The following is a 14,231-nucleotide window of genomic DNA, read 5'->3' on the forward strand; positions in this document are numbered from 1 at the left end:
ATGGTGAAACTACGCAGAAATAGAATACGATCGGGAACTGCACAAATAGGAAATTGATTTTTATAGTTCCTTTTTACAAAATGAGGAGGCGGTCATTTGAAGGAGCAGGACAGGGCATTGGCTGAAAAGGTTCTGGATTACTGGTTTACAATGGAATTTTTGGCTCAGGATAAATTTCCGGATCATCCGGAGCTGACCGGCAGAGTGAAAAAGTGGAAGCAAAATCCGCCCAGAGGCAGAGAAAAAAACACTCCGATCGAGGATTTTGTATTGCTCCGGGGCAGCTCCTGCCGGGAGACGCTGTATGAGGTGATCGCAAAAGAGGCCCGGGCCTGCGGGATGAAAAAGTGGGGGAACCTTACCATTTATATTGGGAAGGTCAAGCGGGAAAAGTGTATCGACCGGATTGCGGAGGTTCTGCCGTTTACAGCGGAGGACGGAGGCAGGCCGGAAAAAAGTACGGATCAGATTGCATGGGCCAGCCTCCAGCTATCTCCGTCGGGAGAGTACATCAGGTATTCGCTGTCCCTGTCCGCCATCCTGTGGGCGCTCAGGCAGGTGAAATCTGCCAAAGGGGATCTGTCTGCGTCCCTGGACGCAGCTTTGTATGCAGAGGCGGTAGAAGAACTGGAAGCTATGTTTTTTGGACCGGAAGCCGCTCAGTCCGAGGGACAGGAAGAGGAGAAGGACGACACCCTGCAGTCCTTTTCGGCAGGCGCCGTAACATTTGACCGGCTCCGCGGTCTTTATCAGGAGATCGAGAAGCGGTATCTCAAGGGGAACATACAGAATACCGCGGCAGAAAATGAGGCATATGATGCATACGAAGAGGTTTATGCAGTTCATTTTCAGATGTTTGCGGATGGAAGGATCAAAAGCAAAAAAGAAGAGGATCAGTATCTGGGGCTGACGCATGATTATTTTTCCAATGATATCAGGCTTGTCCAGGAACAGATCAGAAGCGGGGTATTGGAGGAAGACTGCCATATGGGGAAGGATCTGCTTGCCTATGTGACGGTCTTAAAAGAGCAGGAAACGGATGGTATCGATCTGGTGAATCCCGGGAAGCAGGGGAAAGCGGAATATCAAAAGCAGATCCAGGAGATTTTATCCGTGGAAAATGCGCCTCTGGGAAAATGGCCGTCCAGATTTATGCCGGCCTTTATGCAGCAGACGGCCATCAACCTGGCGATCGGCAAAGGCAGCTCCGAACTGTACGCCGAAAATGGGAATATTTTTTCTGTTAACGGACCTCCCGGAACGGGAAAAACGACCCTGCTCAAAGAAATTGTGGTCAGTAACATCATAGAACGGGCCATCCTGCTTTCGGAATATAAAAAACCGGAGGATGCCTTCGAAGAGCATGATTTTCTCCATGGCGAGGAACCGGGAAATGCTTATTCAAAGTACACCCGCCATTGGTACAGCCTGAAAAATGATGAGATCAACCGGTATAGTATGCTGGTGACATCGTGCAATAATGCCGCAGTCGAAAATATTTCCAAGGAGCTGCCCAAAAAGATGACAGGCGATCTGTCGCCTCTGGACGGGGATCCTGAGGAGCTTCGGGGGGCATTGGCAGAGGTGGGCAGGCTTTTCGAACCGGAGGAGTCCGACGTGACAGAGAGCACCGGTCAGAGCGGAAAAGGCAGTGAGAAAATCCAATACAGAGATATTTACTTTACAAAATATGCGCAGGAGCTTTTGGATGATACGGAGGTCTGGGGACTTGTGGCTGCCCCGCTGGGCAGAAGATCGAATCTGAATCAATTTTATCAAAAGGTGCTGTATCCCCTGGGGTGGGATTTTTACGGGAAAAAGGAGACGGCCCAAAACAGACTTCCGTCCTACCAAAAGGCAAGGAAACAGTTTTTGCGTCAATTGGAGATCGTCAGAGAGATGCAGAGCGCATTGGGAAAAGCCGGAGCGTTGTCAAAAAAGAAAGCGGAAGCCGAAGCCTTAGCCGCCAGGATTGAAATGGAATCCGGAAGGGCGATATTTGAGGCGGGGCAGAATATCAAAAAAGGAAGAGCTGTTTTTTCCGAGTTAGAGAAGGCCAAAGAGCAGATCTGCGCAAATATGCTTGCCTGTAAAAAGGCAGCGGAGCAGGCAGAGGCAGCGCGGCAGAGCAAAGAGGAAGCGCTTTCCGGGGTGAGAGGAAAACGAAAGGAAGCTTTGGAAAAGGAATTTGAAAAGAGAAATTCTGTAAGCGGATTACAGAAGCTTTTCCAAAAATCAAAATACGAGGCTGCCATGAAGCTTGCCGAGGAATATGGCCGGGAGGCCGGAGAGCTGGAAGACGTGATCTCCGAATTAGAATCTGAGCTGGAGCTCTTGAATCAAAATGTGGAGGAAGCCCGGACGCTGAACCGCCGGGCGGAACGAGAATACCAGTCACATCGGTCAGAGACTGGGAGGTATGCACAGTGGATCAGCAGTGAGGAGGAAAAAGCTGCTGACCATAGAAAGAAGATATCTCAGGCCCGAAAAGAAGCAGAAGCGGCCCGAAAGGAATACGAATCGGAAATATCCCAATATACTGGCGCAGGCAGAATGGACGAAAGAGTGGCTATTGATGAAAGCTTTGTGGAAAAACTGCTTTCCAAGGATGTCCGAACATCCACCGATGCCCAGGTGGCAAATCCCTGGTTTACCCAGCGTTACAACCGGGAGCGGGAAAAATTGTTCGGGTATGCAATGCGCATGAACAAGGAATTTGTGATTTCCTCCAATCACTGCAGAGACAACTTCACCACGCTGTCCCATTATTGGGGGCTGCGGATGGGGGATGAAAACGAAAGGATCCTGTTCCATCAGGAGGACAAAGAGATTATGGTGCCCGCCCTTTTTCAGACCCTGTTCTTACTGGTGCCCGTATTGTCCTCCACGTTTGCTTCGGTGGGAAGGCTGCTCAAGGACATCACACAGCCCGGGGTGATCGGTACGCTGGTCGTGGACGAAGCTGGGCAGGCACAGCCGCAGATGGCTCTGGGGGCGCTTTACAGAAGCCGGCGGGCGGTCATTGTAGGAGATCCGAAACAAGTGGAGCCGGTGGTCACCGATGACCTGATCCTGCTTCGGAAGGCATACCAGGATCAGGCGCTCAAGCCCTATAAGAAAAAGACTCTGTCCGTTCAGGCATTTGCCGACGGGTTGAATCGGTTTGGTACATATCTGGACAACGGTACGGACTACCCGGAGTGGGTAGGCTGTCCACTGCTGGTTCACAGGCGCTGCATCTCCCCGATGTACGACATTTCCAACGAAATCTCGTATAACGGGATCATGAAGCAGCAGACCCGGCCGCCCAAAGCGGAAAAGGCCGCAAGGTTTATTTTTGAGAAATCGCAGTGGATCAATGTAAAGGGCGAGGAAAAAGGAAATAAGAACCACTTTGTGGAAGCCCAGGCCCGGAAGGTCTGCGAACTCCTGGAAATTGCGTTTTCCAAAAATCCGGAGCCTGGTATCTATATCATCAGCCCATTTACGACCGTGGTCGCCGGAATCCGGAAATATATTGACCAATACTGCAGGGAAAACGCCGGCCAAACCAGGATCAACAGCAGATATATTCTGGATTATGACCAGAAAAAGATTGGTACGGTCCACACATTTCAGGGGAAAGAGGCCGATGAGGTGATCTTCCTGCTGGGCTGCGATACAGGCGAAGGAGCAAAAGGGGCCGTCCGGTGGGTAAACCGGAATATTGTAAATGTAGCGGCGACCCGTGCAAAATTTCGGCTGTATGTCATTGGGGATGAGGAAGCCTGGAAGGAATCGGCATGTATCAGCACCGCAAAGAATATCATAGATACCTTTGCCATCAAAGAGATCAAATCCATCCTGGAGCAGGACCTTCCGGAGGAGGAGCGCAGAGAAGCCCTGCTGAAAGCATCCGCGGGATTGCCTTCGGTTACCGCGTTTTCTACGGCTGAGGCGGAATATGAAGAGGATGCGGTAGACTACAGCATTGATACCTCCGGTCTGCTCCAGGGATTGAATGATGAATTTCTGACCACGGAGCTGACGGCGTCCCAGCTGGGGAAATTTGGCTTTGACTCCGGAAAGGCTCTCGATCAGCTGTCTGGCAGAGTCAGGGATAATCTTCTGCTGGGAATGAAGCTGTACTTTCTTCTGGAGCCGGTCTATCGGGTCAATCCCGGGTTCGACGCCTCCTGCTGCGCGATCCTTTTTTGCAAGGCAATTGAGCTGCGGATGAAGGACTGCTTCCTCAAAAGCCTGCAGGAACTGTTTCCCGAATTTAAGATTCGGGGAATGGGAAAGGGCAGAGGCACCGTAGCGCTCAAGGACGCCAAATACGAAGAGCTGACGCTTGGGGCATTTGGCGTGATCCTGAAAAATCACAGGGCGGAGCTTGGACGGCGGATGCAGGCGGCAGGAAATCCGCGGTACGATGAAAACTGGTGGAGGGCCTTTGAAGCACGGCTGCAGGACTGCACCAACAGGAGAAATCAATGCTGCCATTCGGGGCTGTTTAGCTGGATGGATCATTTGCACCTGCTGGCGGATCTGTTCCGGGCCGATAAAACAAAGGGGAGAGATCCGAAGATCGGCGGGATTATGTTTGAGAGTGCAGTGGGGATGGTTCTGAGCGGTTCTGAGCAGGTGTGATTGGTTTAAAGAAGAGAGAAATGGGAAATATGATACTGGGCGTGATCAATTTGATGTGAGTATATAAGTATGTATATAGACAGGAGGGTACCGGCAAATGAATTTGCATACATTTGAATCTATGCTTTCAATTGGAGAGACGGTTGCTGTGGAATTTAAGCGTTGTGGAAATGGAATTGAACACGATGTATACGAGAGCGTTTGCTCTTTCCTGAACCGATTTGGCGGTGATCTGTTTATGGGGGTATTGGATGATGGTACTGTGACGGGTGTGCCGGAGAAGGCTGCTGGCGATATGATTAAAAATTTCATCAGTGTGATCAGTAATCCGGTTCACTTTACACCGACGGTCTATCTTGCGCCGGAGCTGCTGAAGTATAAAGGTCATACAGTGATTCATGTACATGTGCCGCCCAGCGCAGAGGTTCACAGTTATAAAAAAGTAATCTATGACCGGGTAGATGATGCAGACGTGAAAGTGACGGCAACCGCGCAGATTGCGTCTATGTACATCCGAAAGCAGAATATTTTTACAGAGAAAAGAATTTATCCGTATGCTTCGGAAGAAAATCTGCGGCTTGACCTTTTGCCTCGGATTCGAAAGATGGCAGTCAATAACGCCGGAGGAAGGCATCCATGGGAGAGCATGAGTGATCAGGAACTGCTGAAGAGTGCAGGTCTGTATGGTATGGACATTGCCACGGGAGAAAAGGGATATAATCTGGCGGCGATTCTTCTATTGGGTAAAGATGATGTGATTATGAATGCCTGTCCTGCATATGAAACGGATGCTCTTGTACGTAAGGTCAATGCTGACAGATATGATGACCGAGAGATTATTCGGACGAACTTGATCGAAAGTTTTGATCAGCTGATGGATTTTGCAAGAAAGCATCTGCCGGATAAATTTTTTCTGGAAGATGTAAGCAGGGTCAGCCTTAGAAACATTCTTGCAAGGGAAATGATCAGCAATATACTGATGCATCGGGAATTTACCAGTTCCTATGCGGCAAAATTTGTGATTCAGAAAGAACGGATGTATACGGAAAATGCGAACCGGGCTCTCAGGGAAGGCGTTATCACTCCGGATAATCTGGAGCCGGATCCGAAGAATCCGATCATAGCATCCTTTTTCAGGAATATAGGCAGAGCTGACAGACTGGGATCCGGCGTGAGAAATCTGTTCAAATACAGTAAGTATTATTCGGGGCAGGATCCAGAGTTTCAGGAAGGGGACGTATTTCGGATCATTGTTCCGCTGGATGAAGAGTACTCTTTTGATTATGGTCTGGATCATGAGGCTGGGGAAATGATTGGCGGTGGGACTGCTGTAAAGATTGACGGTAAAATTGACGGAAAAACTAACGGAAAAACTGACGGAAAAACTAACGTTAAAACTGACGGTAAATCAATAAAAAAATTAACGGATGCGGAGCATAAAGTTTTGGATTTGGTACAGGACAATCCGTTGATTACGCAGAAAGAACTCGCAAGTATTTTGGATTTATCAGACAGTGGAATACGTTATGTGATGAGGGGGCTTAAAGAAAAAGGTCTGCTGTATAGAACCGGATCACATCGAAAAGGTATCTGGCATCTGACAAAGTGATAAAAATACCGAATCGGAATTGTTCTATATGATGTGAAGACCATATAACATTTTATATAGTAAAGCGGAGAATCATTTTCTGACCGACAGGCTATTAGTAAAAAAGAAGCCTGTCGGTTTTTATTTATCAAGATTTCTGATTGAATGGGCTAAACAAATATCCAATTCCCAATATTGTCTTTTAACAGGACATTGTAGTTTTTCGAATTGTATATAATCGAAGATAGTCTACTGTAAGCAAGAAATGAGCTTTATGCTGCAGATTGATCTTTTAAATCAAGTATGGGAACAAATATCGCAATTTATAGATATTGCAGGTATTATCCATGTCTGCTTAGAATGAAAATAAAAAATCTTGGAAGTGACAGAATGTGTCCACGTGTTCCTTTATAATCATTTATAGTGACTGCTCGGAATAGCAGGTTTGCGACGGAACGTCCGCACAGCAGACGGTCTATGTCGGTTGCCCTGAATACGATAGTGTGCAGAAAGATTGCGGGCGGCAGGCATTTCTGCATGGCAGAGATTGATAAAAGAATACGAGGAGGCAATACGATGGGAAACGGTACGGAAGATAAGGCAGAACGGATCTTGACGATTTACACGAAATTAAAGCAGGGGAAGATCATTTATAAGGATGCATTAATTGAAAAATATGGAGTCAGCGCCAGAACAGTTCAAAGGGACATAACTGATATTCAGGAATTTCTGCAGAGCCAATTCCTGGAAGAGGGAAATATCCAGGAGGTTATATTTGATAAAAGGGCGGGCGGATATCGGCTTCAGATTAAGCGGACCAATGAACTGAATGGGAAAGCGGTTCTGGCGGCCGGTAAGATCCTTCTGGAAAGCAGGGCGCTGGCAAAAACGGAAATGCTTCCGATCCTATATAGTCTGACTGCGTTATGCGATACCGATTCGGGGGTGACGGATGTAAAGGATATGCTTCGCAATGAAATTCAGAATTATACGGAATTGCGGCATGGACAAAAGCTGCTCGATCGGATCTGGGATCTGGAACAGGCTGTGAAAGCGCATAAATATACAGAAGTCACGTACAAGGCTCAGCAGAATCACAGGGAAGTGACAGAGAGAATAAAACCTGTGGGAATTGTGCTGCGGGATTTCTATTTTTATCTGGCGGCTTACGGCGCAGAGGAAGACAGTGAAAAAAACAGTGATCCGAAAAATGTATTTCCTGTATTTTATCGGGTGGACAAGATTCAGGAATATACGGTAATGGAAGAATATTTCCGTGTTCCGTATGCGGGCAGATATGAGGAGAGTGAGTTCAGAAAACGAATCCCATTCGTGCAGAGCGGGGCTTTGAGAAAAGTGGAGTTCCAGTATGTTGGAAAAGCATTAGAATCTGTGCTGGACCGCCTGCCTTCGGCCACTGTGATACAGAAGGATCAGGACGGATATCTGATCGAAGCGGAAGCGTTCGGGCCGAGGATTGAGAGATGGCTCAAGGGTCAGGGGGACAATGTAAAAAATCTGCGGGTTAAATGAAATCGAATACGAAGGAACTGTATGGAAATGAAAGTACGGTGTAAGAGAGCTGCCGGAATGCAATCGTATAGTTGGAGAATGGTTTATACACCGTATTTCGTTTTGAACATAGTAGAAAGAGGAAGAGGGGCGGGAAAGCCCACAGTAAAATTATGGAAGACTTGATCAAAGAGATATACGATAACAAGATGAAAAAAAGTAAATGGAATCGAATAGATTATGAGATTGAAAAGGAAATACGGGATCTGCTGCAGCATGTAGAGGAGCATTTGCCGCCCAAAGAGTATGAAAAGTGCAGAGACAAGATGTATCAGGCGGCATTTGCAGGAAAAGAGAAAGGATTTGCCGAAGGGTTCCGGTATGGAGTCAGATTGACTGCAGAATGCTTCATTCAGAAGGAAGGTCGTGAAGAATCCTGACAATCTCCAGAATCTGCTTTTTGGTGCGGTCGGTACAGGAGTGAAGCTCATGTAAGATCTCCTGCTCCAGTACAGAATAAGATGATGGCAGGACTAGGCTACATCATTTTCTTTTTACCTATGATCGTAATGAACGAATCCAAATTTGCAAGATTCCACGCAAACCAGATTCTGCTCTTGCTGATACCAGAGGTGGCCATTACATTCGTAGGAACAATTCTCTCGACAATGCTTATGGCGTCATTTTCATTTGGGCTGGCTGGAATCATATCATTTATTATGGTTGCGATTTCTATTGCAATCGGTGTTGTGGCAATCATGAATATGATTGCAGCATTTCGAGGAGAAGCCAAAAGAGTTCCATTTATAGGCCATATTACGATCATCAAAAATTCGAATGATATGTTTTAAATCATCATGAAGCGCTTTTATGGAAATGCGGAAAAATATTTTATGTTAATGAGATAATTGATGGAGCAGGCAGAAAAATATTGGGTTTCTGCCTGTTTTATTTCCTATAGAAACACATGTGATTACTATCTGATTTTAAGAATAAAACATTTTTGCGATGAAAGAAGTGATTATATGTGCTATACTGGTATAAGCGACATGAAATAGTGTATGTATAAAAGAATTGAGATATAAATTTCACACAAAACTGTTCGATTATTACAAAAAACGCGGCATTGCTCCCATCGGTTGTATAAATGCTGCACAGAGGAGGCAATTGTGGGAAATAAAATTTATAGGATTTTGGATCTTTACATAAAACTTTCTGAGGGCAAGATTGTCAATAAAGCAGAGGCTGCAGTCGATTATGGAGTAAGTGAACGTTCAATCCAGCGGGATATAGAGGATATTAAAGAATTTCTTGAGGAAAGAAGAATAACAGACGCGGATATGCGGAAAGTGGGATATGAGAAGGAAAAAAATGGTCATTCCATGAAAGGCTTGGAAGATACGCTGCTGTCCAACAGTGAGATTCTTGCCGTGAGTAAGATTCTATTAGAGAGCAGAGCGTTTACAAAGATAGAGATTAACAGCATACTGTATAAAATCATCAACGGATGTGTTCCAGAAGAGAGTATGAAACTGGTAAATAAGCTGATCGACAATGAAAAGATTCATTATAAAGAAACCCGTCATGGATCCTATATTGATGGAAAACTCTGGGGTATAGCACAGGAAATCGGTTCGGGCCTTGAAAAAAACAATTTGCTGGAGATGACTTATCAGAAGCAGGATACTTCCACAGATGTTGTAAAGTATGTTGTTCAGCCGTTGGCGATTTTATTTTCGGAATATTATTTTTACCTGAATGCCAATATTGTAGAAAAAATGAAAGGGGCACCTATGTGCCGAAATATAAGTATCCGGCTGTTTTTCGAATTGACAGGATTAAAGAATACCGCAGAATTGAGGAAAAGATTAAGATAAAAGACAGCGAACGTTTCGAGGAAGGAGAGTTCCGCAAACGGATTCAGTTCATGTATATGGGCGAGCCAATCAAGATAAAATTTAAGTATACCGGCAAAAGTATTGATTCTGTCATTGACAGACTGCCTACGGCGGAGAAGGAACCGATATTGACCGAGCAGGGTCCGGCTTGGCTTGTGGATGCGGAGGTCTATGGAAGAGGTGCCCTGATGTGGCTGCTCACCCAGGGAACTATGGTGGAAGTTGTGGGGCCGCCGTCCGCCCGGCAGGAGATGAAAAATATGCTCCGGGAAATGCTTGCGAAGTATGAACAGTAACTAGAAACGGAACACATTAGAAAATGATATTGCAAGTCTTTGCTATAAAACCAGTATGTATGCTATACTCAATCCATACACAGGAAAGGAGCGTTTTGGCATATATGGAAGAAAAGAAAAAACTTCCAATAGGAATTGAATTTTTTAAGGATTTTAAAGCAGATAATTTCTACTATGTGGACAAGACAGGCTTTATCAGCGAATTGCTCAGAACCAGGGGGAGTGTGAACCTTTTTACAAGACCACGCCGTTTTGGGAAGAGCCTGAATCTTGATATGCTGAAATCCTTCTTTGAAATCGGCATGGATCCATCTCTATTTGACGGATTGGAAATATCAAAAGAAGCAGAACTGTGTGAGCAGTATATGGGCAGGTATCCAGTGATATCTGTCAGTTTGAAGGATGTGGATGGTGAAGACTATCAGGCTGCGTTTGAAGCATTTTCCGCAGTAATAAGTGAAGAAGCTACCAGGCTGGATTATCTATTACAGAGTGATAAACTAACGCAATATGATAAGGCAAAGCTCGTTCGGCTGATAGAAGGGGAACTGGATAAACCGATATATCTCCAGAGCGGTCTGAAATTGTTGACAAGCCTTCTTTATAAGCATTATGAAGTTCCTGTTATCGTTTTGATTGATGAATATGACGTTCCGTTGGATAAGGCTTATCAAAGAGGATATTATTCAGAAATGGTCCAGCTGATCCGTTTGCTGTTCAGCCGTCTGCTGAAAACAAATGCAAACATGCATTTTGCTGTGATCACAGGCTGTCTGCGTATAGCCAGAGAGAGTATTTTCACCGGATTAAATAATTTTAAGGTCCGCACCATTTCTGATGTGCGGTTTGCTGAGCATTTTGGATTTACGAATGAGGAAGTTAAATCAATGCTTTCTTATTATGGATTGGAAGATAAATATAACCTGTTCAAAGAATGGTATGACGGATACCATTTTGGAAATGTAGATGTTTATTGTCCTTGGAGTGTGATCAATCAATGCGATAAATTTTGTGAATCCGGGAATGCACAGATAGAGTCTCATTGGGCCAACAGCAGTAATAACGCGATCATCAAAGAGATCATAGAAGAGGCTACGGAATCCACCAGATCGGATATCGAAGCATTGATTTCAGGGGAGACTGTGAAGAAAAGACTGATTCCGGAATTGACATATACAGACTTTGACAGCAGAGATATCGATATACGTCAATCCTATTTGTGGAGTGTTCTTTTTGCGACGGGCTATATAACGGATGCCGGAGAACCAGAAAATGGAGTTCATACATTGGCGATACCAAACAAAGAAGTTCTCGGTATTTATGATACAAAGATTCATTCCTGGCTCAGAGTGAAAGCAACTGGCAATACAGTGAATTGGCATAGATTCTGCAGTGCTTTTAAAGAAGGAGACGCAGAGACAATACAGGTAGTATTTAATGAATTTATGGCAGATTCTATCAGTATCAGAGACACTTATGTGAAAAAAGAAATGAAAGAAAATTTTTATCATGGAATGTTACTGGGGCTGCTGAAAGCAGAAGGAAGCTGGATTGTAAAATCGAATGCGGAGTCAGGGACCGGCTATACGGATATAAAGCTTGTGATTCCTCCGGAAAGGACAGGATGTATTATAGAGGTAAAATATGCGGAAAATGGGACCTTTGAAACAGCCTGTCGTAAAGCAATGAAGCAGATCGACCATGATGGATATGTGGTGTCATTAAAACAAGAGGGTATGCAGACCATTCATAAATATGGAATTGCCTGTTATAAAAAGAATTGTAGAGTGATATATCAGGAAGAGAAAATATAATCTGCAATTGCTGTTCTACGGATAGACAGGATTAAAGAATACTGCAGAATTGAGGAAAAGATAAAGATAAAAGACATCGAACGATTACCAAAAGAAAAAAATCTTTCCGCATATCTTTAAAATTGAAAAACTTTCCTGTATAATAGAATGGATTTCAAGGAATCCATTCTATTTTTATGGATATAAGAAACTGTCTCAAAATAAGAAGCTGTCATGAAATAACTTTTTATTATGAAACTGTTTCTAAAGATTGACAAGAAAGGCCGTGTCTGTGAATGCTTCGAACAGATACGAAAGGTACAGATTTTTTATGGATATTAATCAGAAACTGGCACAGGAACTGGACGTAAAGCTCTGGCAGGTGGAAGCCGCGGTAAAGCTGATCGACGAGGGCAATACGATCCCTTTTATTTCGAGATACCGGAAGGAAGCCACAGGCTCCCTCAACGACGAGCAGCTTCGGAAGCTCCATGAGCGGCTCACGTATCTGCGCAACCTGGAAGAGAAAAAAGAGCAGGTATTGTCCAGTATAGAAGAACAGGGTAAGCTGACCGCGGAGTTAAAATCCCAGATCCTGGCGGCGGAGACGCTGGTGGTGGTGGAGGATCTATACCGCCCCTACCGCCCGAAGCGGCGCACCCGTGCGACCATCGCCAAGGAGAAAGGGCTGGAGCCTCTGGCGGCGCTTATTACCCTTCAGCAGACGAAGGAACCGCTGGAGGAAAGTGCAAAGGCATATCTGTCCGAGGAAAAGGAAGTAAGGACCGTGGAAGAAGCCATCGCCGGAGCGCAGGATATTATCGCGGAGTCCATTTCCGACGAGGCGGATTACCGGAGCTGGATTCGGAATGCCACCGCCCGGAAGGGCAAGGTGACATCCGCGGCGAAGGATGCCAAAGCAGAATCTGTGTATGAGATGTATTATGAATTTGAAGAGCCGGTAGGCAGGCTGGCGGGGCACAGGATTTTGGCTCTGAACCGGGGGGAGAAGGAGAAGTTCCTGACGGTGAAGGTGGAAGCGCCGGAGGAGGACATCCTCCGTTACCTGGAGAAAAAAGTGATCCACAAGGACAACCCCATCACCGCACCGGTGCTCAAAGCGGCCGTGGAGGACAGCTACAAGCGTCTCATCGGGCCGGCCATTGAGCGTGAGATTCGAAACGAACTGACAGAAAAGGCGGAGGACGGCGCCATTGAAGTATTCGGAAAGAACCTGCACCAGCTTCTGATGCAGCCGCCCATCACCGGGCAGGTCGTGCTGGGGTGGGACCCGGCGTTTCGTACCGGGTGCAAGCTGGCCGTGGTGGATGCCACGGGAAAGGTGCTGGGAACGACGGTCATTTATCCCACGGCACCGACCACTCCGGCGAAGATCAAGGCATCCAAGGATCTTCTGAAAAAGATCATTCCGAAATACAACATCACGCTGATCTCCCTTGGGAACGGCACCGCTTCCCGGGAGTCGGAGCAGTTCATCGTGGAGCTTTTGAAGGAAATTCCGGAGAAGGTGCAGTATGTGATTGTAAGCGAGGCGGGGGCATCGGTGTATTCCGCGAGCAAGCTGGCCACCGAGGAATTTCCCAACTTTGACGTGGGGCAGAGGAGCGCGGCTTCCATTGCGAGAAGGCTTCAGGACCCGCTGGCGGAGCTGGTGAAGATCGATCCCAAGTCTATCGGCGTGGGGCAGTACCAGCATGACATGAACCAGAAGAAGTTGGGAGAATCCCTCACCGGTGTGGTGGAGGATTGTGTGAATAAAGTCGGTGTGGATCTGAACACGGCATCCGCGCCACTGCTGTCTTATATTTCCGGCATCAGCAGCACCCTTGCAAAAAATATCGTTGCCTACCGGGAGGAAAACGGAAGGTTTACAGACCGGAGAAAGCTTTTGAAGGTTGCCAAGTTAGGACCCAAGGCATTTGAGCAGTGCGCCGGATTCATGCGGATTCAGGGCGGGGACAATCCCTTAGATGCCACCGGAGTGCATCCGGAGTCCTATGAGGCGGCGGAAAAGCTTTTGACAAAACAGGGCTTTCAGCCTGAGGACATCATCGGCGGAAAGCTGGCAGGATTATCTCTGACCATCAAGGACTACAAAAAACTGGCGGAAGAATTGGGCATTGGGGAAATTACCCTGCAAGATATCGTAAAAGAGCTGGAAAAACCAGCCCGTGATCCCCGTGAGGAGATGCCCAAGCCGATCCTGCGGACGGACGTGCTGGAGATGAAGGATCTGAAAGAGGGCATGATCTTAAAGGGAACGGTCAGAAATGTAATCGACTTCGGTGTGTTTGTGGATATCGGCGTACACCAGGACGGGTTGGTACATATTTCCCAGATCACGGAAAGGTTCATCAAGCATCCCCTGGAAGTGGTGAGCGTGGGCGACATCGTGGATGTGAAGGTTATGAGCGTGGATCTGAAGAAAAAAAGGATTCAGCTCACGATGCGGGGAATATCATAAACAGATTTCAGAAAAGAGGCGGCATTT

At 46.3% G+C, this 14,231-nt stretch carries 9 protein-coding genes; all 9 read left to right on the top strand.

Annotated features, from left to right (window positions below; translation table 11 throughout):
- Positions 1 to 96: 96 nt before the first annotated feature.
- The 9 genes from EBB54_RS00735 (at position 97) to EBB54_RS00775 (ending at position 14,204) form a co-directional block, all read left to right on the top strand.
- A complete protein-coding gene (locus tag EBB54_RS00735; protein WP_243127458.1) occupies positions 97 to 4,632 on the top strand; it encodes a DEAD/DEAH box helicase in 4,536 nt (1,511 codons plus the stop codon).
- Between the two features lie 97 nt (positions 4,633 to 4,729).
- Complete coding sequence (locus EBB54_RS00740) at positions 4,730 to 6,241, top strand: RNA-binding domain-containing protein (protein ID WP_125125960.1); 1,512 nt, start codon at positions 4,730 to 4,732, stop codon at positions 6,239 to 6,241.
- Between the two features lie 516 nt (positions 6,242 to 6,757).
- Positions 6,758 to 7,753, top strand: coding sequence for a helix-turn-helix transcriptional regulator (locus EBB54_RS00745; RefSeq protein WP_162307053.1), 996 nt, complete (start codon positions 6,758 to 6,760; stop codon positions 7,751 to 7,753).
- A 188-nt stretch (positions 7,754 to 7,941) separates the two neighbouring features.
- Positions 7,942 to 8,172 carry a hypothetical protein gene (locus EBB54_RS00750; RefSeq protein WP_125125962.1) on the top strand — a complete coding sequence of 77 codons (231 nt, stop codon included), beginning with the start codon at positions 7,942 to 7,944 and terminating at the stop codon, positions 8,170 to 8,172.
- A 120-nt stretch (positions 8,173 to 8,292) separates the two neighbouring features.
- The gene (locus EBB54_RS00760) at positions 8,293 to 8,583 is read left to right on the top strand and encodes a DUF4870 domain-containing protein (protein WP_148099326.1); all 291 of its coding nucleotides are present in this window, start codon (positions 8,293 to 8,295) and stop codon (positions 8,581 to 8,583) included.
- A 318-nt stretch (positions 8,584 to 8,901) separates the two neighbouring features.
- The gene (locus tag EBB54_RS30900; protein ID WP_243127459.1) at positions 8,902 to 9,609 is read left to right on the top strand and encodes a hypothetical protein; all 708 of its coding nucleotides are present in this window, start codon (positions 8,902 to 8,904) and stop codon (positions 9,607 to 9,609) included.
- A 50-nt stretch (positions 9,610 to 9,659) separates the two neighbouring features.
- Complete coding sequence (locus EBB54_RS30905; RefSeq protein WP_456300109.1) at positions 9,660 to 9,926, top strand: WCX domain-containing protein; 267 nt, start codon at positions 9,660 to 9,662, stop codon at positions 9,924 to 9,926.
- A 104-nt stretch (positions 9,927 to 10,030) separates the two neighbouring features.
- Positions 10,031 to 11,740, top strand: a complete 1,710-nt coding sequence (locus EBB54_RS00770) for an AAA family ATPase (RefSeq protein WP_125125964.1) — start codon at positions 10,031 to 10,033, stop codon at positions 11,738 to 11,740.
- 310 nt (positions 11,741 to 12,050) lie between these two features.
- The gene (locus EBB54_RS00775) at positions 12,051 to 14,204 is read left to right on the top strand and encodes a Tex family protein (RefSeq protein ID WP_125125965.1); all 2,154 of its coding nucleotides are present in this window, start codon (positions 12,051 to 12,053) and stop codon (positions 14,202 to 14,204) included.
- Positions 14,205 to 14,231: the final 27 nt, after the last annotated feature.

Source organism: Schaedlerella arabinosiphila (assembly GCF_003885045.1).
Classification (GTDB): domain Bacteria; phylum Bacillota; class Clostridia; order Lachnospirales; family Lachnospiraceae; genus Schaedlerella; species Schaedlerella arabinosiphila.

What these genes read in the sequence shown, in the direction of transcription:
- EBB54_RS00770 (WP_125125964.1), top strand. Translation starts at nt 10,031, where the DNA reads ATGGAAGAAAAGAAAAAACTTCCAATAGGAATTGAATTTTTTAAGGAT.
- EBB54_RS00750 (WP_125125962.1), top strand. Translation starts at nt 7,942, where the DNA reads ATGAAAAAAAGTAAATGGAATCGAATAGATTATGAGATTGAAAAGGAA.
- EBB54_RS00745 (WP_162307053.1), top strand. Translation starts at nt 6,758, where the DNA reads ATGGCAGAGATTGATAAAAGAATACGAGGAGGCAATACGATGGGAAAC.
- EBB54_RS00740 (WP_125125960.1), top strand. Translation starts at nt 4,730, where the DNA reads ATGAATTTGCATACATTTGAATCTATGCTTTCAATTGGAGAGACGGTT.
- EBB54_RS30905 (WP_456300109.1), top strand. Translation starts at nt 9,660, where the DNA reads ATGTATATGGGCGAGCCAATCAAGATAAAATTTAAGTATACCGGCAAA.
- EBB54_RS00760 (WP_148099326.1), top strand. Translation starts at nt 8,293, where the DNA reads ATGATCGTAATGAACGAATCCAAATTTGCAAGATTCCACGCAAACCAG.
- EBB54_RS00775 (WP_125125965.1), top strand. Translation starts at nt 12,051, where the DNA reads ATGGATATTAATCAGAAACTGGCACAGGAACTGGACGTAAAGCTCTGG.